At 60.1% G+C, this 23,425-nt stretch carries 17 protein-coding genes and 2 pseudogenes; 7 read left to right on the top strand and 12 right to left on the bottom strand.

Annotation, left to right across the window (positions count from 1 at the left end):
* The first annotated feature begins 6 nt into the window (after positions 1 to 6).
* The 4 genes and pseudogenes from ABIE52_RS22965 to ABIE52_RS22950 all read left to right on the top strand — a co-directional run.
* The gene (locus ABIE52_RS22965) at positions 7 to 1,686 is read left to right on the top strand and encodes an amidase (protein WP_354541539.1); all 1,680 of its coding nucleotides are present in this window, start codon (positions 7 to 9) and stop codon (positions 1,684 to 1,686) included.
* 215 nt (positions 1,687 to 1,901) lie between these two features.
* On the top strand, positions 1,902 to 2,036 hold the full coding sequence (locus ABIE52_RS22960; RefSeq protein ID WP_354541538.1) for a hypothetical protein: 135 nt from the start codon (positions 1,902 to 1,904) through the stop codon (positions 2,034 to 2,036).
* Between the two features lie 762 nt (positions 2,037 to 2,798).
* On the top strand, positions 2,799 to 4,232 hold the full coding sequence (locus tag ABIE52_RS22955; protein ID WP_192712658.1) for an amidase: 1,434 nt from the start codon (positions 2,799 to 2,801) through the stop codon (positions 4,230 to 4,232).
* 109 nt (positions 4,233 to 4,341) lie between these two features.
* Positions 4,342 to 4,979: pseudogene (locus ABIE52_RS22950) on the top strand (helix-turn-helix domain-containing protein); the annotation flags it as partial.
* Between the two features lie 85 nt (positions 4,980 to 5,064).
* Here the strand turns inward: ABIE52_RS22950 and ABIE52_RS22945 are convergent.
* The 3 genes and pseudogenes from ABIE52_RS22945 to ABIE52_RS22935 all read right to left on the bottom strand — a co-directional run bounded on the left by ABIE52_RS22945 (position 5,065) and on the right by ABIE52_RS22935 (position 7,738).
* Positions 5,065 to 5,778, bottom strand: coding sequence for a helix-turn-helix transcriptional regulator (locus ABIE52_RS22945; protein ID WP_192712656.1), 714 nt, complete (start codon positions 5,776 to 5,778; stop codon positions 5,065 to 5,067).
* A gap of 40 nt (positions 5,779 to 5,818) precedes the next feature.
* A pseudogene (locus tag ABIE52_RS22940) lies at positions 5,819 to 6,196 on the bottom strand (integrase core domain-containing protein); the annotation flags it as partial.
* A gap of 891 nt (positions 6,197 to 7,087) precedes the next feature.
* Complete coding sequence (locus ABIE52_RS22935) at positions 7,088 to 7,738, bottom strand: TetR/AcrR family transcriptional regulator (RefSeq protein ID WP_192712654.1); 651 nt, start codon at positions 7,736 to 7,738, stop codon at positions 7,088 to 7,090.
* Positions 7,739 to 8,194: 456 nt separating this feature from the next.
* Between ABIE52_RS22935 and ABIE52_RS22930 the strand changes: the two genes are divergently transcribed.
* Together ABIE52_RS22930 and ABIE52_RS22925 are read left to right on the top strand one after the other, a co-directional pair.
* Positions 8,195 to 9,394, top strand: coding sequence for a saccharopine dehydrogenase family protein (locus tag ABIE52_RS22930; protein ID WP_354541586.1), 1,200 nt, complete (start codon positions 8,195 to 8,197; stop codon positions 9,392 to 9,394).
* A 71-nt stretch (positions 9,395 to 9,465) separates the two neighbouring features.
* The gene (locus ABIE52_RS22925) at positions 9,466 to 9,918 is read left to right on the top strand and encodes a MaoC family dehydratase (RefSeq protein WP_192712652.1); all 453 of its coding nucleotides are present in this window, start codon (positions 9,466 to 9,468) and stop codon (positions 9,916 to 9,918) included.
* 615 nt (positions 9,919 to 10,533) lie between these two features.
* Here the strand turns inward: ABIE52_RS22925 and ABIE52_RS22920 are convergent.
* The 3 genes from ABIE52_RS22920 to ABIE52_RS22910 all read right to left on the bottom strand — a co-directional run bounded on the left by ABIE52_RS22920 (position 10,534) and on the right by ABIE52_RS22910 (position 14,518).
* On the bottom strand, positions 10,534 to 11,733 hold the full coding sequence (locus tag ABIE52_RS22920) for an acetyl-CoA C-acyltransferase (RefSeq protein ID WP_192712651.1): 1,200 nt from the start codon (positions 11,731 to 11,733) through the stop codon (positions 10,534 to 10,536).
* Between the two features lie 231 nt (positions 11,734 to 11,964).
* Positions 11,965 to 13,761, bottom strand: coding sequence for an acyl-CoA dehydrogenase (locus ABIE52_RS22915; protein ID WP_192712650.1), 1,797 nt, complete (start codon positions 13,759 to 13,761; stop codon positions 11,965 to 11,967).
* A 25-nt stretch (positions 13,762 to 13,786) separates the two neighbouring features.
* A complete protein-coding gene (locus ABIE52_RS22910; protein WP_192712649.1) occupies positions 13,787 to 14,518 on the bottom strand; it encodes an SDR family NAD(P)-dependent oxidoreductase in 732 nt (243 codons plus the stop codon).
* A 251-nt stretch (positions 14,519 to 14,769) separates the two neighbouring features.
* Here ABIE52_RS22910 and ABIE52_RS22905 point away from each other — a divergent pair, with 251 nt between their 5' ends.
* Positions 14,770 to 15,381: a TetR/AcrR family transcriptional regulator gene (locus ABIE52_RS22905; RefSeq protein WP_192712648.1), complete on the top strand. Its 612-nt coding sequence runs from the start codon at positions 14,770 to 14,772 to the stop codon at positions 15,379 to 15,381.
* A gap of 1,378 nt (positions 15,382 to 16,759) precedes the next feature.
* Here ABIE52_RS22905 and ABIE52_RS22900 read toward each other — a convergent pair.
* The 6 genes from ABIE52_RS22900 to ABIE52_RS22875 are packed head-to-tail and all read right to left on the bottom strand — an operon-like array spanning position 16,760 to position 23,304.
* Positions 16,760 to 17,926, bottom strand: a complete 1,167-nt coding sequence (locus tag ABIE52_RS22900; protein ID WP_192712647.1) for a saccharopine dehydrogenase family protein — start codon at positions 17,924 to 17,926, stop codon at positions 16,760 to 16,762.
* On the bottom strand, positions 17,923 to 19,425 hold the full coding sequence (locus ABIE52_RS22895) for a class I adenylate-forming enzyme family protein (RefSeq protein ID WP_192712646.1): 1,503 nt from the start codon (positions 19,423 to 19,425) through the stop codon (positions 17,923 to 17,925). Before ABIE52_RS22895 ends, ABIE52_RS22900 begins: the two co-directional genes overlap by 4 nt.
* A 57-nt stretch (positions 19,426 to 19,482) precedes the next feature.
* The gene (locus ABIE52_RS22890) at positions 19,483 to 20,277 is read right to left on the bottom strand and encodes an ABC transporter permease (protein WP_192712645.1); all 795 of its coding nucleotides are present in this window, start codon (positions 20,275 to 20,277) and stop codon (positions 19,483 to 19,485) included.
* Entirely contained in the window at positions 20,277 to 21,167 is an 891-nt protein-coding gene (locus ABIE52_RS22885; RefSeq protein WP_192712644.1) for an ABC transporter permease, read from the bottom strand. The genes ABIE52_RS22890 and ABIE52_RS22885 overlap by 1 nt, the downstream gene beginning before the upstream one ends.
* Entirely contained in the window at positions 21,164 to 22,186 is a 1,023-nt protein-coding gene (locus tag ABIE52_RS22880) for an extracellular solute-binding protein (RefSeq protein ID WP_192712643.1), read from the bottom strand. The genes ABIE52_RS22885 and ABIE52_RS22880 overlap by 4 nt, the downstream gene beginning before the upstream one ends.
* Positions 22,183 to 23,304 (bottom strand): ABC transporter ATP-binding protein, encoded by a 1,122-nt coding sequence (locus tag ABIE52_RS22875; protein WP_192712642.1) that lies wholly within the window; start codon positions 23,302 to 23,304, stop codon positions 22,183 to 22,185. Before ABIE52_RS22875 ends, ABIE52_RS22880 begins: the two co-directional genes overlap by 4 nt.
* Positions 23,305 to 23,425: the final 121 nt, after the last annotated feature.

Here is a 23,425-nt window from a genome sequence, read left to right as displayed (position 1 = left end):
GAAATAATGACGCACTTGACCGAAGCAGACGGCTCACCGAATTCTCTTACATTGGGGCGCCGCAGTTTTCTCGGGCTCGCGGCAACCGTCTCTGCCACCCTGGCGATGACCGCAGCCGCAACCACCCCCGCTGACGCCGAAGGATCGATCGAGTTTCCATCGTCCTCCGGGGGGCTCCCGCACAGTTCCGGATCTCTCGCCGCGGACGAGATCACACAACTCGATGCGGTCAGCCTCTCGCTGGCCATTCGCGACCGCCACGTCACATGTGTCGAGGTGATGGCGGCTTACCTCGATCGGATCGATCGCCTCAACCCGCATGTCAACGCGATCGTCAATCTCCGCCCACACGAGGAATTGCTCCTCGAAGCAGCGGAGAAGGACGCGCTACTCGAGGCCGGCAACTACCAGGGGTGGATGCACGGCTTTCCGCACGCAGTCAAGGATGCTGCCGATGCGAAGGGACTCAAGACGACTTACGGGTTCTTTCGGCCGCCCTTCGACACCGAACCCGCCACCGAGGATTCGGTTTCCATCGCCCGCATCCGCAGCGCGGGGGCGGTCATCATCGGCAAGACGAATATTCCCGAGTTCGGTCTCGGCTCGCACACGTACAACTCGGTTTTCGGCACTACCCGCAATCCCTACGATCTCACCCGAACCGCTGGTGGCAGCAGCGGCGGAGCCGCCGCTGCCCTCGCTGCACGCCTGGTCCCCGTCGCCGACGGCAGCGACTTCATGGGATCACTGCGCAATCCGGCCGGGTGGAACAATCTTTTCGGTCTTCGTCCTTCTTTTGGTGCAGTTCCCATCGCGGCCGCAAACGCGTTCACCAGCCACGGCGCAGTCGAAGGGCCGATGGCTCGCACGGCGAAAGACCTTGCCCTGCTTTATGACACGATGTCCGGATACGATCCTCGGGCTCCGTTGTCACTGCTCAGGCCACAGGGGCAATCCTTGGCCGATAACCTCGATCGAGATTTTACCGATGTGAGGCTGGCCTGGATGGGCGACCTCGGCGGCTATTTGCCCACCGAGCCCGGCGTCATTGAGATGTGCGAAACAGCACTGGCAAACATGGACGCCCTCGGCGTCTCCGTCGAATCCGTATCAGCGCTACCGAAGTCGACGGGCTTCAACGGCAGTGACGACCTGTGGCCCCTGTGGCTGACCTTTCGCCACTGGCACATCGGAGCCGAAATTGCAGACCTGTACCAGGTCCCTGAGATGGCGGCAGCGCTCAAAACCGAGGCCCGCTTCGAAATCGACGGTCTCCTGCACGGCCCGACCGGCCAAGGCCCGATTTCAGGATTGGACATATGGAACATGTCCCTCAAACGCACCGCCATGTACCGCGCATTCCTCGAACTCTTCGACACCTTCGATTACATCGCGCTACCCACGGCACAGGTCTTTCCCTTCCCAGTCGAAACGCACTGGCCGGCAACAGTCGATGGGGTCTCGATGTCGAGTTATCACCGATGGATGGAAACGACAACGATCGCTACTCTCATCGGCGCACCCGCGATCAGCATCCCTGCAGGATTCAACGCAGACGGGCTGCCTATGGGACTACAAATCCTGGCCCGCCCGCGTGCGGGGGATCTCCAATTGCTCCAACTCGCCCATGCGTGGGAACAACAAACACCGTGGGGACCGAAATCCGCCATACCTGATCCAACCTGATTGCGTCACTGCGCAACTCGCCAGCGCCGTGCCAGGAAATCCCGATCAACTGTCTGAGTGGCTGAACAAGATATCAAACGAACCAGCACGACCTGGTCGGCCCGTGCGACCACGTATGGGTCAACTCACCACCACGTCTCACGCGGCTCTGTCACGCGTGAGAAAGCAGATCCCGCGCTTCGCGGTTCTGCTCACACTATGAAAAGGAGATTGAAATGGGTTCATCAGAGTCCGATATGCAGACGCTCAACATCGTGGCTATGATCGCAGGAACAGCAGGCGCTGTGCTCGCCGGAATCGGAGCCGTCGCCGGCTTCGCAGCCTTCGCAGGAACCGGGGCCCTCAGCTAACAGTCCATCCCTTTGGCTGGACAGGCCAGAACACTCCACACCAAAGCCCCAGGTTTCGAACGATCCATCCGAAACCTGGGGTACGGGCCGTTGCTCCATCGCGAATTTCGCTGCAGGGCAATGAGTTGTATGGTTAGCCGGGTATTCATCGAAGGGCCAATTTCGCTCGGCCTCATGCGTGTCGCAGGGGCTGAGGGATGAGCCGATTCGGTCTCGATCAGCGATCACAATCGGTTCAGTCACTACGACTTTGCGCGTGTCCTATTTTCGGGAGTCGTTCGCTGCGCCCCGGCGGCAGTGCCCGTGGCGCAGCGGCCCATTTCCCGCACCCTTACCTCGGTACTGGCTGCGTCGAACATGTCCAACATGGGCGAGTGTGTCGACATTGACGCGCCGGACCAACGATGCATTCCTGGTCCTGGAGCGCCTCGATGCCGGGCATGAGGTTGCGTTGTCGGCGATGGCAGGCGTCGGGTGAGTGTGCTGTTCAGCCCGGTGCGATTCGCGAGTATATGAGGAGCGTTCAGTGAGGCGAACAGCCGAGCCAGGTTGCTACATGAGCAGGGGTTGAATCGTTGCCGCAGACTTCCGCATCTAATCTACGTGCGGCCATCTCGACGATTTGCCGCTTTGGTGCTGAACGCCTGCCGCGGGGGAGGACTGAAACCAGGTCCGATGCGTGGTATCGGTCACATGACCGATGGTGGCCGAGTTTGGCGCTTCCTAGCCTGAGAGCATTACCCCTCCGGCGAAGGAAATCCCATGACCGAACAGAATCTGCATTGGCTCTCCGCTACCGAGATGGCCGCGTCGGTCGCGTCGAACAGTCTCTCGCCCAACGAGATTGCCGAAGCGATGATCCAGCGCGTCGACGCCGTCAATCCGTCGATCAACGCGATAGTCCAGTTCGATCGCGAGCAGGTCACGCGCGACGCGGCCGAACTCTCCCGGCAGCAGGAATCGGGCGAGAAGCTCGGCCCGCTGCACGGCGTGCCGTTCACGATCAAGGATCTGACGGCAGTGGACGGACTGCCGACCACGTTCGGGATGAAGCAGGCGGCCGACAACATCGCGACGGGAAATGCCGTCGTCGTGGACAGGCTGCGTGGCGCCGGCGGACTGTTCCTGGGAAAGACGAATACTCCCGAAAGTGGTTACTACGGTGGCACGGACAACCACCTGTACGGGCCGACGCACAACCCGTGGAAGCTCGGCAACAGCGCGGGCGGGTCCAGTGGCGGTGCGTCGGCTGCCGTGGCTGCAGGCCTCGGGCCACTCGCCGAGGGCAGTGACGGTGCGGGATCGGTGCGTATCCCGTCGGCGCTCTGTGGGGTCGTCGGGTTGAAGCCGACCACCGGCGTCATCCCGCAGACCATTCTGGCCGGGCGCTTCTACAACTGGGCGTATCACGGTCCGATCACCCGGACTGTTGCCGACAACGCGCTGATGCTCGACATCATGGCCGGGCCGGACAATGCGGATCCGCTCTCGATCGAGCGTGCGGAGACCTCGTACGTCGAAGCCTCGAAGGGTGACGTGAAGGGCCTTCGCGTGGCGTGGTCGACGAATCTCGGTCTCGGCCATGTTGATCCGGAGGTGCTGGCGGTGTGTCTCGACGCGTTGTCGGCATTCGAGGAATTGGGTGCGCGGATCACCGAGGCGACCCCGCAGTGGGGAAATCCGTCGGCGTCGATGTGGAACGGCATCTGGGTTCCGGGTTTCGCTTCCGAATACGACTTGCTCGACTGGGAGAACCAGCGCGGCGAGGTCGATGACAACCTGATCGAGATCATGCACGAGGCCGAGCGGCTCACCGGTGTCGACGTCGGGCGGGCCGACGCATTCCGCGGCGTCATGTGGGACACGTGGACGACGTTCATGAACGACTACGACGTGTTGGTCTCGCCGACCTTGGCTTCGGCCACGTTCCCGCTCAGTCAGTTCGCGCCGTCGTGGCTCGAGGGTGCGTCGCTGCGTGAGCAGTTGCTCGATTGGCTCTTCACCTACCCGTACAACATGCTCAACAATCCGGCGATCACCGTGCCCGCCGGATTCACCGCCGACGGTCGACCGGTGGGGCTGCAGATCGCCGCACGTCACCGCCAGGACGCACTGGTCCTGCGGGCTGCCGCGAACTTCGAAGCGGCACGTCCGTGGGCGGACAAGAAGCCGGCCGATTCACTGGCAATGGCCTAGCTGTTGTCGGTATGGGCGTTGCTGACGCGGGAATGAAGTAGACGGGCTGGCCCTTCGCGGCAGGATGGGAGTTGCGAAACAGACCATCACGAGCAAAGGGACCAGCCCTGTGCCACATCGTGATGCTCCGCTGACTGACGAGGAAAGAACGACGCCTCGTCGAGCGGTGCCGAACTCGTCCGATCGCGCACGTGGCGGCCGAAATGGGTATCTCCCGCCAATGCGCTTCCACCTGGTCAATCGGTATCGCAATTACGGCGAACTGGGATTACAGGACCGATCCAGCTCGCCCAACCACCACCCGACCGCCACAGCCGCGGAGGTCGTGGCCGGGATCAAATCCATGCGACGGACCCGGAAATGGTCGGCCTCACGAATCACGTTCGAGCTCCGCACCGACGGCATCGTCCTTGGTCGCCGGCCGGTCACGAAAATCCTGTTGGGCCTCGGCTTGAATCGTCGCCGGTTCATCGATCCGAAAGGCGAAAACAACCGAAAACCGCAAGTCATCAGCGCGAAACGATCCGGCCAGATGGTGACGTCGACATCAAGAAAGTTGGGAAGATCCCCGACGGCGGCGGATGGCGCGTTCACGGTCGCGGGTCCGAGCAGGCCAAGCGATCGAGGCGACGCGAGGCGCGATCGAAGCAGCCTCGCCTCGGTTACATCTACCTGCATTCCGCGATCGACGGCGTCACCCGTTTGGCGTACACCGAAGCCAGGAACAACGCAACCGCCGCAACAGCCCGGCCGCAAACGTGAAACGCAAGTTGTGAACAGAATGGGGGAGGCAAAAATGGGTGATAGTAGGGCTCCCCTCGCACAGCGTCACTCAGGACTCGATCAGACCCCACTTGGCGGCGCGCACCGCTGCCTGAACCCGTGAATTGGTTCCGGTCTTGACGAAGATGTTCTCGAGGTGGGTGGCGACGGTGCGACGGCTGACGAACAGCTCCTCAGCGATCTCGACATTGCCCGCACCCTTGGCCACCAATTGCAGTACTTGAATCTCCCGTGGGCTCAGATGGACACGATCGAGCGCCACCTGGTCTCCCACGACGCGCGAGCAGGCTGCGCTGGACGCCGCCACCACCTCCCGTACGCGATCGACGACGCCGGAATCCGCGAAGCTCATGTGCAGTAATCCGGTCACCTCACGGCCTGAGAACCCCAATGCGACCGACGCGCCCTCGGCGTACCCGGACGGCCGCAGAACGTCGGTGACCATCTCGGTCTGCTCGAATCGTGGCACGTCCTGCCAGAAAACCGGCACACCTGAGGCCTCGCGAACAATGGAGAAATCGCGGTCAGTGACGAAGTCGTCGAGCAGGACCTCGAGCACCCTGGCGTCGTATCCGGAACTCGCCAGGGCCCGATGCCGTCCGGTCGACGGGTCTCGGTAGGTGACCGCGGCAGCCGAGTACGCCAGTCCACGTGCGCGGAGTTCTTCGGCGCACAGGCCGAGAATGCCGTACGCCCCGGCCGCCGGCGATCGCGGCGCGAACATGTCAGGTCCAGCGCCGCGATCAGGCAGTACAGACGTCATCAGACCAATCTAGCCAATTGTGTGAGCTATGTGAGCTATAGGTGTACGAGGAACGGTCGTTGGTGACGCGGTGCCGGCCGTAAGAGGCGGGCGGTCGTCCTCCGCGTGCTGAATGCGGTCGATGGTAGTTGCAGTGAATATTCCACACCTCGACGGCGATGCGGCGTTGCTGCTCGCTGGTGTACTCACGGGAGTACAACAGTTCTTCGGCGAGGATGCGGTTGTACCGTTCTACTTTCCCATTGTGTTTCGGGGTGTACGGCCTGATCCGTTGGTGTCGAGAGGTTCCGAGCGAAGCTGTGAAATCTGTTGCCCGGTAGCATGATCCGTCGTCCGTGATCATCCGTTCGATCCGGGTGATTCCGTGTGCGGCGAAGAAGAGTCGGGCGTTGTTCATGAAATCGATCACCCCGATCGCAGACGATGAAGAGGTTCACAACGTCGTTGCTGCCAAGCGGAGCTCCCAGCGAGGGTGCCATCGAGTTGCGGATGAGTCGTTGGTGAGCGTGGGTGCAGTTCTGATCAGTTGCCCAATTTTCCTAGTGGCATTCGAGGACGGTCGGTATGCAGGTGCCAAATGCGTTGTTGAAAAGTGAGAATAGCGTGCGCGTTGCTTGACCAGAGCATTCCCGCTCGGTGATCGGGACGGCGTAAAGAATTTTTCCAGATGGTCGTTGCGCAGTGCTGGACAATGGAAGAAGGTGAAAAATCCGGCATGTCATTTGGCGTCGGCGGTGGTTGGATGAAACAATCGAAGGGTGAATCTCACAATGATCGGCCGCGCATGTCTGGGAGTGTGAGGTGCACGGGCATCTGGTGGATGCTTGCGAGTTTTTTGGGAATTTTCGACAGTGAAGAGCAAGAAGGGCATTTCAGTACTGGCCCGCTCTATGTCGAAGGTCTGAAAGTTGGGTTCAGGTATAGACGGGAGCTACCACTAGGTATTCTTGCAGTGAGATCTAATGTTGGTGGCGGAAGCTGTCAGAGTTAGTGAACTCGTTCGTTGGGGTCGCCGCTGATGGGCGACTGCTTTCGCTTGCCAGAGTCGTGCCGCGCACCTGTCGATGGAGCCGACAGCCCCGGACGAGACGCCTCGCGGCATTACTTGAACTGTTCCGTGCGATGAGGTCCAGTCTGCCTGGTGAGGCCGTTGTCGGGGCAATATTGGCTGGCGGCGGCGCTGTGTTGGTATCAAAGTTGAAATTTGGAAATTCTTCTTATTTTGAGGGATATTTCCCTGATCGAAGAGTCTTCATATCGGGTACCGCGGCTGCCAGCCGTAGAGAAGACATCTCAGCGAATGTCTATTTCATTCTGGCATATGAAAGTGTGGTGTGTCGTCGTAGCCCGCTGCCTGCAATACTGCTGTTACCCACGAATGCGGGATCGATCGATCCTCGGTCAGGCGGTCCATCAATATCGGGTCTAGAATGGCATGCAGGCTCGATCCGTCTGCGATAGCTGCAATGTCCGCCGCTATTCGAGCCGAGTCGGCCCCAGGTGGTAAACCACCCGATTCCGTGATTCGGTCAACGCATCGCGCAATGACTCGACGCCAGTTTTCAAGATACCGGCGCATTTCAGCTGAGAATAGATCGTCAGTCGTCGTTGCGGCCCGCGCGTAGTAAAATAGGAATATTCGTTGAAGCGCTAAGCGCGAATGGCCCACAGGTAGAGATTCATAGATGATCTCAGTAATCTTGTCGAGATCCGAAAGTGACGTATCTTGCGAAGCTTTTCGAAAACTCTCCCCTGCAAGCTCGGCGGCCCGGCGGAGTGCGAGTAGTAGCAATTCATCTCTGCTGCCCCCGTAGTGGCTTAGTATGCCCGTCGACCACCCCGAGACGCGGGCGACCTCACGCAAAGTCACGCCGTCGATCCCCACGCGGGCGATGAGATCGAGTACCGCATCAGCGATCTCCTTTCGGCGCTCGTCGTGATCCACAATTTTCGGCACCATCCACCCCTCATGGCAAATATTTTCGAACGTTCGACTTAGAAAACCCTAGTGGGCGGCGGTGACGCGCGGGGTCCGGGCTCGGGTCATCAGTCACCGCCAGTGCTTTGAGGCATTCCACTTCATACTAGATTTAACTTGCACGTGTGATATATAATCGGACTACGTCTCGCTGGTGGACGACGGAGGTTGTGCCAACGGGCGATGGTGTGCAGCACGGTGATCGGTTCATGGGGTGGTGCAGGTTTGTTGCGCTGCGACTGCGGGGCGGAGCCGTCAGTCGGCGACCGCGGATCTCGCCCGAGCCTTCTATGACGGGTGCTGTACAGCCACAACCCGCCCAGTGTTACCGCGGTCCGCGCATGAGCGTGCATTCGTGGCCGCACACTGCGCGAATGCAGAACCGTAGAGATCGAATTCTCTTTCGAGCCCTTGCCAATCAATGGAGGTTTGCTGAAAATGTCCCAGTGTCTAGATCGCACTCTGCGAGTGGTCGTGGTCGGAGGTGCAGGACAGATGGGCCGGCACACAGTCCGTGCGCTTGCCACTTACGACGAGATTGAACGAATTGACATCGCTGATCTTGATATAGATCGGGCATCGAAACTCGCACGCGAAGTTGGTCCCAAGGCATTTGCGGTCCAGGCGAACGCTACGGATCGGGACGATCTCGAACGCGTATTCCGTGATGTTGATGTCGTACTCAATACGATGGGTCCCTTCGCTCGATTCGGACGTCTCATCCTCGAGACCGCACTAGAGATGGGGTGCAACTACCTCGATATCGACGACGACTGGGAGGCCACCGTTGAAGCATTCGAGCTTGACGGGCTTGCCGCCGATCGCAATTTGACGGCAGTGATCGGGCTTGGAATGAGCCCCGGTATCACCAACTTGCTTGCTGTAGAAGCCGGCAAACGACTCGACATCGTCGACACTGCGCTTACTGGGTGGAAGCTAGCCAGTAGTGGGGTCGTGCCCGAAGCCGCGTATGACATGCCGGGGGCGGGATCGGCTGCGATGCAGCATTGGATGCTTCAGTGCAGTGGCACGGTTCGGAGTTGGCGCAACGGAGAGCTGACCGATGTGGCGCCACTGGAGCGTGGAATTGTCAACTTTCTCAGTCTAGGTAAACAGACAGTTGTTTCTTGCGGACATCCAGAGCCGATTACCCTTCCTCGGGTTTTTCCTCACCTCATCGAATCAAGCAATGTGATGTCAGGCCCCGATTGGCTCTTCGAACACGTGGCGGAAATCGCGAGATCCTATGACCGCGAAGAGATCGACCTATTCGAGGCAGCGAAGTTGGTCGCGAGCGCTGAACGACCCGCAGACCCGTCGCTCACGCCCAAAGACCCGTTCCCACGAGTATGGGCGTATGTGGAGGGACTCACCGGTTCTGAGCGGCGGGCGGCTGTGGCCTACCTGACAGCATGGCCGCCCTACGTAATGGGGGGAATGACTGGATATCCCCTCGCGGTCGGGGCCAAGATGCTCGCGCTGGGACAGATCGACGCCAAGGGGGTCTCAGCACCTGAGCAAGCTGTCGACCCTCGGACCTTTTTCGCGCATCTCGGCAGCCTGACAGATCCGATCAGGCCCAATGTTGATGAACTGCTTGTCGTCGAGATGGCCGAGCCGGGCTACGTGCGGCTGTGAATTTGTACCCGCGGGAGTGAAGTAGCGGCGAAATTTGATACGACGAAGTGTGAAATTGGAGAGCGAGACTCATGAGAAATTTTGGCAATCTTGGTGAATTTGCAGCAGCGGTCGGTGAGGAGCTCGGAACGAGTGAATGGTTGACGATCACGCAGGCGCGTGTCGATCAATTTGCTGAAGCGACGGATGACCACCAGTGGATCCACACAGACCGTGAAAGATCCGCCGAGGGCCCGTTCGGTACGACTGTCGCTCACGGATACCTGACCCTTTCCCTGATCCCACGGTTTGAGTCGGAGATCTTCACTGTCGAGGGTCTGTCGATGGCGCTCAATTACGGGTCGGAATCTGTTCGGTTTCCCTCACCCGTGCCGGTGGGTTCACGAGTACGAGCGATTGCCTCACTCGAGCATGTGGAATGGGGTCAACACGGTTTGCGTGCAACTGTCAAGTTCGTCGTTGAGAGAGAGGGCGAAGAGAAGCCAGTGTGTGTCGCACGCACCTTGTCTGTCCTCGCTGAGTGATTGGTGAGATTGAGGGTCGCCCAGAGTGACGAGTTGAGCGACGCTCACTGCTGAGACCTGACGATTACGCGGTAGAGCAGCGATGGTTACCTGGGTGCGACAACCGTGGCCGGGCATTCGAAAAGTGGTCATCCGCCGCCACAGTCGGTGTTTCGGCTGTCTGGGTGACGGTACCAATCCGAAAAATGCTGATGCATCGCTGCAATCTGCAGAATCCAAGAAGGGTCGAGCTGGGATCGCCCGGGCCGCTTGTATTTAGGTGGACTGTCTCAGTCTATCGCCGCGGACAGGTGACCGTACATCTCGCGAACTGTCAGGGCAGGACAAGGGTCTGCCAGTTCGACGCAAACGAATATTGGGTAGACAGGCGGCGCTCCGAGTTGCGCGCAAGAATCTAGCAGAGGCATGAATTCCATCCCTGGAACAGTCTCGGTTCGATCTCGTATGCGGGTGATCGCCCTGTCGCGCGATCACCCGCACCCAACCGTTCTCGCTGCGGCGGGAACCATCACTTGAATCGCCCTTTCCGACTGAGCGTGACGGCGCTAGCCGGTATGGTGCGACGTCCAGCCTGATGTTTTGCTCGTCGAGGGCAACCGTGGATGAGGTTGCCAGTTAGGCTGTTTCGAAAAGTCCTGCGGCCCCCATACCGCCACCGACACACATGGATACGACTGCGAATTGTTCGCCGCGGCGCTGCGCTTCGAGTAGTGCATGGCCAACTGCGCGCGCACCGGTCATTCCGTAAGGATGGCCGAGGGCAATTGCGCCACCATTCACATTGCATTTTGTCGGATCGATGCCGATTGTGTCGCCGCAGTAGGCGGCTTGGGCGGCGAACGCTTCATTGAGTTCCCAGACACCGATGTCGTCCACCGTCAGGCCGTGTTGCTTGAGCAGCTTCGGTATCGCCGCGATTGGGCCGATACCCATTTCGTTCGGGGCACAGCCAGTGACTGCAATCCCGCGGTAATACCCAAGAGGGGTAAGGCCATTGGCTTTGGCGAAGTGTTCGTCGACTATGACGTTCATGGATGCGCCGTCGGATAGTTGAGAGGCGTTGCCTGCGGTGACAGTAGGAGCATCCACGACTTCACCAGGCTTCAGGACGGTTTTGAGTCCGGTAAGCCCGTCGAGAGTGGTCGACGGGCGCACCCCTTCGTCTCGCGTGAGAGTGACCTCGATTTCTCGCTGCTCACCGGTGACCTTGTCGACTTCGATCTTGACAACGGTGATCGGAGCGATCTCCGCGTCGTAGATTCCGTTGTTTTGTGCTTGTGCGGCACGGCGGTGAGACTCAAATGCCATCTGGTCCTGGCGATCCCGGCTTACGCCGTATCGCGTTGCTACAATCTCGGCTGTGTGAAGCATGGGCATGTAAATCCCGGGAGCATTCGCTTCGAGCCAGGCGTCGCGTGCGCGATATTTGTTGACATGCGCATTTTGAACGAGCGAAATCGACTCGACGCCACCGCCAATGGTGGCCCGCATGCCGTCTACCAGAACCTGTTTTGCGGCGATTGCGACAGCCATAAGTCCGGAGGAGCACTGCCGATCTACGGTCATTCCGGGGACAGCTACCGGGAGGCCGGCGCGGAGTGCCGCCTGCCTGGCTATGTTGAAGCCGGTCGAGCCTTCGGGAAGCGCGCAACCGAGGATTACATCTTCGATGTCGGAGGGGTCGAGGCCAGCGGTACTCAGTGCGTGTTTGATCGCATGTGCTGCGAGTTCTTGACCTTGGGTGTTGTTGAACGCTCCTCGGTAGGCTTTGCCGATGGGGGTACGTGCTGTGGACACAATTGCCGCACGGGTCATGATCTCTCCTGTATATCTGGTACGTACGATTTGATGTGCTTCGGGTTGGTGGACAGATGTTTTCGGGTGACTAGCTCGGTTGTGGCGGAACGCACAGTGATATGAGGAGGCCGTCGGGACGGTGGCCATCCAGACTTGCGACCCCTTCCATGGGTTTCGGTTTCTTTGCCCTGTGATGATTCGAGGCGATGAGGAACTCGTCGAGAGCTCATGTGCAATGCCTCATCCGACTCAGAACCAGCTGGGGTTCATGTCGAGAGTGGTCCGATCAAGGCGCGCCAACAGATCCAATTGCGGTGCGACTTTCGGTAGCTCATGACGATAGAAATAGCGGGCGGCATGGCGCTTTCCGTCGTAGAAGTCGCCGTCCTTGCCGACGACCGCGGTGAGCTGTTCGAGCCACATCCATGCAATCACTGTGTGTCCGAATACCTCCAGATACACCGACGAGTTCGCCAACGATATCGCCGCGTCATCCGTCGAGCGCAAGATCGTCGTCACCTCGACCATACGGTTCCACGCCGAATCGAGTTCGTCCGCGTAACTCGCTGTCTCGCCCCCGAGAAGCCTGCTGCGTTCGATGGTCGAGGCAACCTTTGATCCGAGCAGGACCAAGCCGGCACCGTCGCGCATGGTGACCTTACGACTCAGCAGGTCTAGTCCTTGAATGCCATGGGTACCTTCGTGAATCGGGTTCAAGCGGTTGTCGCGGTAATGCTGTTCGACGTCGTAGTCGCGGGTGTAGCCGAATCCGCCGTGGACTTGAATGGCGAGGCTGTTGGCTTCGAGGCACCATTGTGATGGCCAACTCTTCGCGATCGGGGTCAGGATGTCGAGGAGCAAACTTGCTTCGTCAGCGGTTGCTGCATCTTCGACGGTTTCGTGCTCGTCAACCAACCTGGAGCAGTAGAGACCAAGGGCCAGAGCGCCTTCGACGTAGGACTTCTGTGCGAGCAGCATGCGGCGGACATCGGCGTGGTCGATGATCGGAACCGGCGAAGAAGACGGGTTCTTGGCTCCGAGCGGGCGTCCCTGGGTTCGTACCTTCGCGTACTCGAGCGATTTCAGATAGCCGACATAACCGAGTGAGGTGGCGAGGAAACCGACACCGATCCTGGCCTCGTTCATCATATGAAACATATACGACAGACCCCGGTGTTCCTGCCCCACGAGGAATCCCACAGCGCCGGATTGTCCTGCCGGGGAATGTGTTCCATCGCCAAATGCCAGCAGCGTGTTGGTGGTGCCGCGGTTACCCATCTTGTGGTTGAGGCCCATCAGCGTGACGTCGTTGCGTTCACCGACACTGCCGTCTACGCCGGGAAGAAATTTCGGGACGATGAACAACGAGATGCCTTTGACTCCGGGGCCGCCGCCCGGGGTCTTTGCCAGCACCAGGTGCACGATGTTCTCGGTGAGTTCGTGGTCACCTCCCGAGATCCACATCTTCGTGCCGGTCAACTTGTAGCTGCCGTCCTCCTGCGGGATCGCCCGGGTGGTGATGTCCGCCAGCGACGACCCAGCCTGGGGTTCGGAGAGGCACATCGTGCCGAAGTACCGGCCCTCGAGCATCGGGCGAAGGTAGTCGTCGATCTGCTGTTCGGTGCCGTAAGCCGCGATCAGGTTGGCGTTGGCAATGGTCAGGAACGGATATGCGGCGGTGCCTGCATTGGCGGCCTGGAACCAGGCCATCGCCGCCCGCGCCACAGTGGCGGGTAGTTGCATACCTCCGACGCTCTCGTCGAATTGCCCCGCCATCAGCCCCGACGCAGCGTAGGCGGCGAGGGCGGTTTTGACCTCGCCGATCATGTCGATGGTGCCGTCGGAGCGCAGGGTCGGCTCCTGAGCGTCGGCCTTCTTGTTGTGCGTGGCGAAATGCTTGTGCGCGATGTTCGCGCTGAGGTCGAGCACCGCATCGAAAGTATCCTTCGAATGTTCGGCGAAGCGTGTGCGGGAGGTCAGCGAGGTGACATCGAGCCATTCGTAGAGCAGGAAGTCGATGTCGCGCCGGGAGAGTACATCGGTCATGGGTTCATCCGTTCGGAAAGTGGTGTCACATGGAGACCCCGCCGTCGACCGGAAGGACGACGCCAGTGATGTAGCCGGCTTCCTCGGAAGCCAGGAAGCAGATGGCATCGGCCATCTCGGAAGGGTCTGCGAACCGTGAGATCGGTCCGGTGAGTTCGGCGATCTTGTCCGCGGGAATCGATGCGGTCATCCGCGTGGCGGCGTTCGGCGAGATGGCGTTGACAGTGACACCGAACGCCGCCAGTTCCTTCGCAGCGGTCTTGGTGAATCCGATGATCCCGGCCTTCGCGGTGGCATAGTTCGCTTGGCCCCGGTTGCCGTGCAGTCCGGTGTACGAGGTGATGTTGACGACGCGCCCAAACTCCTGCTTCCGGAAGTGCGGTACACATGCCCTCGTGAAGCGAAATGTCCCGCCGGCGTGGACGTTCAGGACCTGATTCCAGTCGTCGTCGGTCAGCTTCCACAGCACCTTGTCGCGCAGGATGCCCGCGTTGTTGACGAGGATGTCGATTCGGCCGGTCTCGTCGATCACGGTGGAGACGACCCGTTCGACGTCGTCGGTGTTACTGACGTCGGCGGGGATACCGATGGCGCCGACGTCACGGGCGGCCTTGTCGAGTTCGGCCTTGTCGAAGTCCACCATGAAGACGGTGGCTTTGGCTTCGGCGAAGTGGCGTGCCAGTGCCTGGCCGATGCCGCGGGCTGCGCCGGTGACGATGACCGATTTGCCGGTGAAGTCGTAAGTGATGTTGCCCATTGATGTTTCCTTCTCCTGGTTCAGATGCTCGACACCGATGGATGCTCAGTCCGCCTCCGGCGTACCGGACTTTGAGGTTGCCCCGAGGCTAATCTGGGGTTCTGGAGCGGCCTGCTCGTGTTACATCTGCGAGGGCGGTGGGTCACGTGCGAAAGAAAAATATGCAGATGCATATTTTCTATGCACTTGCATATACTGACCTTGTAGACGGATACCTGTCAAGGCCCAGCCGATCGAGAGGAAACCCGGCGATGAGTACGCCCACGCACCATTGCGTCAGTGAGGTGGGTACATCAAAGGCCGCCGCACGTATACGCGCGGCGGCAATCGAGGTATTCGCAGCTAAGGGGTACGGTGCGACAACCACTCGCGAGATTGCCGCGAATCTGGATCTCAGTGCCGGGGCTGTCTATCCCCATTACAAGACCAAAGAGTCTCTACTGTTTGCCATCAGTCTGGAAGGACACGATGCAGCGCTCATCGCCGTTGAGCAGGCTGATCAGCCCGCCGCATCACCGGTGATCAGGTTGGCCGCCATCGTCGCCGCCTATGTGAAGTGGCACGCAGACAATCGCGCGCTCGCGCGAGTCGTGCAATACGAACTGCGTTCGCTCTCGAACGAGCATTTCAATGTCATCGCGGACATCAGGCGGTCGACATCGAGGGTGTTCACCCGAGTTATCGAGGCTGGTGACGCGTCAGGTGACTTTCAGACAGTCGACGTGGAGGCAGCCGCACTCGCTATCACCTCGCTTGGGGTCGACGTCAGTCGATGGTTCCCGTCCAACACCTATTCGGAGCCCGACGCACTTGCGGCACGCTACGTAGAATTGGCTCTTCGGATGGTCGGTGCGACCCCTTGACTTCCAGACGTCGACAGGCAGTGCCAAATGGGTTCCAGCGCTTAGGTGTTCGTCGGCGAACGAAGCATGATCTTGATAGTGGGGTTTCTACATTGAGTCCGATTTCGCACGGCGGTGTACGTCCCACAGGCCCTTCGACAACTCTTTCGGGCGTCGGGGAGCTGACACTCGATATATACGTGGAGGATCATTCCTCCGAATCACTGGCAAGTGTTTGGGCGAGCGTTTGTCGGGAGAGGTCGATGGTTGTCGGTGGGAGACAGTCTGTCTCCGCAGTTCGAGATTGCCGCATCCCGATCGTACGGCTGATGGGTGAGCTACAAGCGCGTTGCTCGCCTGTTCCTGGTAGCTGAAGAGCCGGAGTCGTATCTGTTTGTCACCCCAAACCGGTGGAGAAAGCGCTGCGGTCCGGTTCAGGTCGTATTGTTCTGCCTCCGACGGCCTGTTAGCCCTCGAAAGGTTCGCCAGAGGACCGTCCGAAATTGAGGCCGATTGAGGCGCAGGAACATTCGAAAGTGCGGTCCGACAGTGTGGTGCGTAACTCGGGCGTGTGCGTAGATATCGGGACGCAATGATCGACCGTGGGTCGCGAAGATGTTGGTGCGTTGTGGTTCGGTGCCCCGACGGACACGAACCCGGGCAAACCCGAGTCAGAGCAATTTTGCTCGCTGAGGATGTAGTGGAACAAGGGCAAGAGGCCGGGTGCCTGCGTGATCTAACTACATCCAGCGGACCCGTGCGACTGTCTCAAAGTCCTTCGGAGGCATCATAGTATGGGCCTTCAGGCGTCGACCGACTAGGCGCTTGCGGGTCCGTGGACGAGGGCTCGGCAGCGAACTCTGCCCCCGACTGGCGGGGGATCTGCATCGAAGCTACCGCGACTCGACGTCATGAGCGCCGTGCACTACTCTCGCGCGTACTGCACCGTCGAAATTTCAAGTTTGGGATCGATAGACGGCCCCCAACAGTGTTGCAGTTGTCGAGGCATTTTTGGGTAAACGACCGAGTTCCGGCGTCCTTCCGGGAACGCAGCGGCGACGAATCGTGCGACAAAGTTGGCGATTCGTTGAAAGTATTCGCCCACCGTGTAAGTCGATCGACAATGATGGTGCGACCATGCTCGATGGCCGCACCATCGCTCGCCCACAGCGTGAGTGTTCGCTCGTGAATCAGTCAAGTGGGCGGGTGTTGATCGGTTGATGAGGTGAAGGGTCCACCGGACAGAGACGCGTTCTCAGATATCCGTCTGCTGTTTGCTTCGATGAGCCGCACTACATCGCAGAGCGCGCGCAGTCCCACATCAACCTTCTTCGCTGACAACGATGTTGAGATGGTTCGCGTCGAATGGGACCTTTCCCCGCCATTCTGCGCGAGAGAATCAACCCTCGACTACCTCGGTCACGATCAGGAATTCGTCGAGTGAAGCCCCCGGGTCGGTGCTCACGGCACGCAGCGACTCGAAGAACGCCTCAGGTGTCCCAATGTCTTCGGGTGCCAGAACCCCGGCAGTCTGCACGTCTCCGCGCAAAAGGGCTGCGGCTGTCAGAGCGGCCGGATATCCGGTGTTTCCTCCCATGCGGTGAGGCGGCAAGGACAGCAGATGGGCGGCCACTGTCGTTTGCTTTCCGTCGCGAATTCCCGTGACGTGGGCCCAGACCTTCGGGAACTTGTCCGGCGGTGTGGTCCCGTCTGCGTGACGCTTGTTGGTTGACATCGCCGCAACGGCCTCGTCAACGCTGAACTCTCCAGAGTCGACTCTTGCTGCGGTCTCGACGAGTTGATCGAAGACGAACTGTGGCCCGGACATCACGTTGAGCGACTCGCTAACCATGCCGATCCGGGTGGGCAACGTGATCGGCTCAGGGTGGCCGAGTGCGTAGACCCGTTGTTTGCCTCGATCGGGGTAGTCGACCTCGATGACGTCGAGGGGAGTGACGTCAGCCAGCCCACCGTCGCGCCAGACCCGGATGGTTCCGGTGACTTGTTCGATCCAGTGGTAGGTCGCAGCGGATCCGACCCTGCCTGCGTCGAAGATCTCCTCGTGCTCGGTTGTGACGGCTGTAAGTGACCACCCGGTGAGCATCCGGTCAATGTTCGAGAATCCGCGCGCTGCACGGATGGCGAGCATGTTGGTGATCCCTGGGCTCAGACCGAAACCGATGACGGCTGTCACGTTCGCGGCACGTGCCTTCTCGTCGAGCGCCAAGAACGATTCGGTCGCTTGCCAGTCATCGCAGACATCGACGTAGTTGCGGCCGTTCTCGATAGCGGCCGTAAGAATCGGCAGGCCGAACCGGTCGAAGGGGCCCATCGTATTGACAACCAGGTCGACGTCGGAGAGTGCCTGGTCGAGTTGGACGCGGTCGGTCGCGTCGAAGGCACGGGCTTCGCCTCGTTCTCCGAGTTCGCTCGCCAGCAGTTCAGCTCTCTCAGCGGCAATGTCGCCTATGATCACGGTTTTCACTTCGGGCAACGTGGCAAGCAGGCGGACGACGTGGCGACCGATCTGGCCGACACCACCGACGACGAGGACGCGGGCGCTCATGCGTTGTCTCCCACTGTGTCTTTTGCGATCACGGTGGCTCTGAGCACCGATTTGTCGATCTTTCCTGTGGAGCCCTGTGGTAGGGAGTCGATCATGATCACCTCTCGTGGGCATTTGTAGTGCGCCAGGTTCTGGCGCACGAATTCGATGACGTCGTGGACGTCGACGTTGGCGTCCGTCGGAACGACGAATGCAACGATTTCTTCACCGTGGTGGGCGTCCGGCCGGCCCACGACCGCGGCGGCGCTGACGCCGGGGTGGGCGTAGAGCACCTCCTCGATTTCGCGGGGGTAGACGTTGTAGCCGCCGCGGATGATGAGTTCCTTGAGTCGGCCGACGAGATAGGCGTAGCCATCCCTATCGATCCACGCGATATCGCCGCTGTACAACCATCCTTCGCGTAGGGCCTCGGAGGTTTGGTCAGGGCGGTCGAGGTAGCCCTTCATGATGCCGTGGCCCCTCAGGACGAGTTCTCCGGTGTGGTCCGGGCCCGGCGGCAACTCGTGGCCGTCGAGGTCGACGACGCGCATCTGCATACCCCACAACGGCCGGCCGATGGATCCTTCGCGATACGGGAACGGGCCCCCGTTGACTGTGCCCGCGCTACAGGTCTCGGTCAGGCCGTATCCTTCGAGGTACGTCACGTTCGGGAAAGTCCGTTCGAGGTCTCGAACCATCTCCATCGGCATCGGCGCGCCACCGCTGACAGCGATCCGGACGCTGGACAGGTCTCGGGTGCCGTCGTCTGCGGCTATGAGTGCGTGATACATCGTGGGCACGCCGAGTATGACGCTGACGCCGTGACTCTCGATTGCGTCGTAGACGGTCTGGGTCGAGAACCCGTTCATCAGGTAGATCGTCTGAGCTCGCGAGGTCGCGGAGTGAAGGACGCCTGAAAGTCCGTAGATGTGGAACAGCGGTAGGGCCCCCAGCAGCACGTCGTCAGAGGTGATCCCATAGGTGTCGCCTTCGAGGAGCACAGTGAGGAACAATTGCAGGTGCGTGAGTTCAGCGCCCTTGGGTCTTCCTGTTGTTCCACTCGTGAAGATGATGAGCGCTGTGTCGTCTCCGTCAGTCTGAGCGATATCGACGAGGGGTCCGACCTGGGTTTCCGTAGCCATCAACTCTTCGAGGTTCCACCGTTGGATCCCCGCCGGTGTGTCCACCTCGTCCTCGCCGAGCACGATGAGATGCGAGACCGTCGCGTCGTGGACGATCGTTGCGACTTCCCGATCGCTGAGGAGCGGGTTCATCGGCACGATCACTGCACCTCGTCGCAGCAAGGCGAAGTAGTAGGGGAAGAAGGCTGGGATGTTGGGCAAGCGAAGCGCGACTCGTGTGCCAATCCCGATGCCTCGCGATGCCAGGACCCCCGCCGCGCGGTCTGCCCAAGCGTCTATTTCGGCGTAGGTGTGGGTTGCCGCGTCGGTGACGAGGTATGACGCTTCGGGTGAGATACGAGCTGATTCCGACAGAATCGTCGACAGGTTGAATTTCACGGAACTCTGTACTCCAGGGGTGATGTGGTGTGTCAGGGAATAGTGGTGATGGTGGCGTCAGTGAATCGTTCCGACGACGGAGGCGAGTCTGCGGCGCAGGAGCACTGCGGCAACGACACCGACGAGCAGCGTGACGGCGATGAGGATCGTCGAGATCGCCGTGATAGTTGGGTCAATCTGGTTGCGCAATGTGGAGAACATCTTCACCGGAACGGTGATGTGGGTTCCGGCGATGAAAGAGGAGATCACGACTTCGTCGAAACTGACGATGAAGGCGAAGAGCCATGCGACGAATGCGTGTGGGGCGATGGCCGGCAGTACCACCCGCGTCAGGATGATCCGTTGCCTCGCACCGAGACTCGAGGCTGCTTGCTCGATGCGCACGTCGAATGAAGACACTGCGTTGACCATGACAAGGACGACGAACGGCAGCGCAAGCGTTGTGTGCGCGATAATGAGGCCGGGGACTGTCCCTATGAGTCCGACCTTGGCCCACACGAGGTAGATGGCAACGCTCAGGACGATCGTGGGTACGACCATCGGACCCATCGAGGCGGCTCGCAATAACGTGCTGAGCCGCCCTGGCCATCGTGCGATGGCGTACGACGCCAGGGTGCCGGCCACTACGGCGATGCAGCTGGTGCACAACGCGACGACGAGTGATGTCTGCAACGCTTCGAGCCACATCGGATCCGACAGCAGTCGGTCGTACCACTGCAAGGAAAACCCCTCCGGCGGGAAACCGACGCCCGAACCGGCCGAGAACGACATCGGCACGACGATGAGGACGGGTGCTACCAGCCACACCATGACCAGGAGCGACCAGAGTGAGAGCGCAAACCGTGAGATCATCAGGAGTCCTTCCTCACGAGCTTCGAAACGATGCCGACGAGTGCGGTGGTGGCGAGCAGCAGCACCGAGATCGCCGCGGCCAGAGCCCAGTCCGGTGACGTGTTGACCAGATAGGCCAGAAGAGTGGCAAGCATCTGGACACGGCCGCCGCCAAGGATGGCTGGGGTCACGTAGAAACCGAAACCAAGGACGAAGACGAGGAACGCCGATGAGACGAGGGTCGGAACAGTCATCGGGAAATACACGCGCCAGAAAGCCTGGAAGGGCGTGGCGCCGAGGCTACGCGCCGCGAGCACGAGCCGATTGTCGATCGCGCGCATGGTAGCGATCATCGGAAGGATGAAGAACGGCGCGAGGATGTTCACCGTGCCGATGAGCACGCCGGTGTCCGTGTAGAGCAACTCGAGCGGCTGGTCGATGAGACCGATCTTCGCCAAGGCCTCGTTGACCAGGCCTTGCTTGCCGAGCACGATGGTCCAACTGTAGGTCCGCACAAGAATGCTCACCCAGAACGGGAGCACTACCGCGATGACGGCGATGACGCGCATTCGGGGGCCGAGCCTGTTCACCCACAGGGCGTACGGGTAGCCGACGAGAACGGACAGTACAGCGGTCCAACCAGCGATCTTCGCCGTGCTCACGATGATGTCGAGGTAGAGGTGATGGGTGAAGAACTTCGCGTATGCGGCCGGCGAGAAGCCGTCACCGTCATTCAGGCTCTGGGGAGCCAACAAGGCAAGAGGCAGGACGAAACCCATGAACAGCACGATCAGGGCGGCCGCCACGAGGGCAATTCGCTGCCAATCGCGGGCGGCCGGTCTCGTTCGTCGGGCGCGGGCCGTCCAGCCCGGCCCAGCGGCAGGAGGGGACGACGTCAGGACGTCGTTCATCCGAGACTCTCGAGCTTGAACTGCTCCCAGCGCTCGTTGACGGCGTCGCCGTTCTCGGCCCACCACGCGTAGTCGTAGGTTGCCTGGGTGGCTTCGTTGCTGGGATTGGCGGGCATCGACTCGATGACGTCCGCACTGAGGTGATCGAGTAGTTCCGGGCTGGGTCCAGCAAGAGGAATTATTCCGGCCGCCTTGACCTGGTTCTCGACTTTGCTCATCTCGTGGAGCAACTTGTTGGCGTACTCGACGTTTTTCGCACCCTTGGGGATCACGATAAAGCTCTGGTCACGCACCGCGTTATCGAAGCTCGTATAGAAACCGTCTTTGGGATAGACGTTGTCCCACGTCGCGACGTACACCGCTTCCTTCGACTCAAGCAGTTGTGGCGTTTGGGAAGCCGCATCCCACAGGATCAGGTCATCGGCGATTTTCTCGAGGCTCTTGAACGCTCGATCGATGTCGATGGGGTAGAGATCTTGAGGCTTCACTCCGTCAGCGAGCAAAGCGATCGGAAGCGCATATCGGGCATAGGCCGGGATCGCTCGCTTGCCGGGCACTGCGGAGGTGTCCCAGAACTCTTGCCACGTCGTGATCGGTTTGGTGTCCTTAAGCGAACCCATATAGAGGGCAAAAGTCTGATAGCCCAGCCCGTACGGCGTCTTCGCTGCTTCATTCATCGGTTCGGGATCGATGGCTTCCCAATCAAGCTTCTGGATGAGGTCCGAGTCGACAGCGAGTTGGACGGCCGAGCCACCCAGTTCGTAGAGGTCGGCGGTGACATTGCCCGACTTGACCATGGCCTCGAGCTTCCCCATGTCGGGAGGAGTCTCCTGAACGAGCTTGACGCCGGTGGCTTCGGTGAATGGGTTGCCGTAGGCGACCTTGATCGATTCGCCACTGGCGCCGCCGGTCTCAACCATGCGAATCGCATCGGGGGTGCCGCCGGACCCGCCACTGGAACTACAGGCGGACAGTGCCATTGCAGAAACTGCTACCAAGGTGATGAGCCTGAACTTCATACCTTTTCTCCTTCAGTGACGAGTTCGACGGGTCCGGACCGACCGTCGAAGGTGGTGGGCTCCATAAGCCAAACCGATTCGGGGGACCATGAAAGGTGCACGAGGGCACCTCGATCGATGACGGAAGACGCGTCGTGCGAAACCGCGATCCACTCGTGGCCCGTCTCGAGGTCCAAGTGATATCTGATCGCGCCTCCGAGGTAGATGGCGTCCCGGACAGATGCACGAACCATTGCGCCTTCGTCACGTGTCGAAACGCTGATCGATTCCGGACGTAGCGTCGCGACCCTGTCGATGGAACCTTCTGCCGACAAAATTTCTGCCGGCTCGCGGCACGGCATCCTCAGGCCACCGGAGACGACTGCCCAATCCGGTCCGTGGCGCTCGATACGCCCCTCGACCTGGTTGGAGGTACCGAGGAAACTCGCAACGAACGGTGTCCTAGGTCGGCGATAGAGGTCGTCGGGACTTCCGATCTGTTCGATCGATCCGTCGTTGACGATGGCGATGCGATCAGAGAGCGTGAGCGCTTCCTCTTGGTCATGCGTGACCATGACGGTGGTGATGCCCAGTTCGCGTTGCAAATCACGCAACTCAACTTGGACCTCTTGTCGTAGTTTGCGGTCGAGGGCACCGAGCGGTTCGTCAAGCAGCAGCACCGTCGGCCGGATCACAAGGGCGCGGGCGAGTGCCACCCTCTGCTGCTGGCCCCCCGAAAGTGCCCCGATGGGACGTTGACCGAGCGATCCCAAACGCACCATGGCGAGGGCATCTGCAACCTTGGACCCGATTTCGCTCCGCGGAGTCTTGCGGACCTTGAGTCCGAATGCGACGTTCTGGGCGACAGTCATCGTCGGGAAGAGCGCATAGTTCTGGAATACGAGTCCCATGTTCCGGCGGTGACTCGGCGTGTGGGTGACGTCGGCACCGTTGATTCGAATTTCCCCGAATGTCGGGGTCGTGAGTCCTGATATGACGCCTAGCAAAGTCGACTTGCCTGAGCCGCTCGGGCCCAGCACGGTCAGAAACTCGCCAGTCTCCACTCGAAGATCGACGGCGTCGAGGGCGTCCACCGTGCTATAGCGAACGCTCACTTCTTTTACCTCGATGGCGCTCATAAGTGGTCTCCTCTAGTTGCTCAATTCAAGGAACATTGATTGACTTAACGTTCATTCAATTCAACGGTGGCCTACAGTAAGCCATGTCACATCAGCTGACGTCAAGCAGTTGTTCAAAGTT

This window comes from Rhodococcus sp. OAS809 (assembly GCF_040546695.1).
In the GTDB taxonomy this organism is placed as follows: Bacteria; Actinomycetota; Actinomycetes; order Mycobacteriales; family Mycobacteriaceae; genus Rhodococcus_F; species Rhodococcus_F qingshengii.
This window is presented reverse-complemented; position numbering and strand designations above follow the sequence as displayed.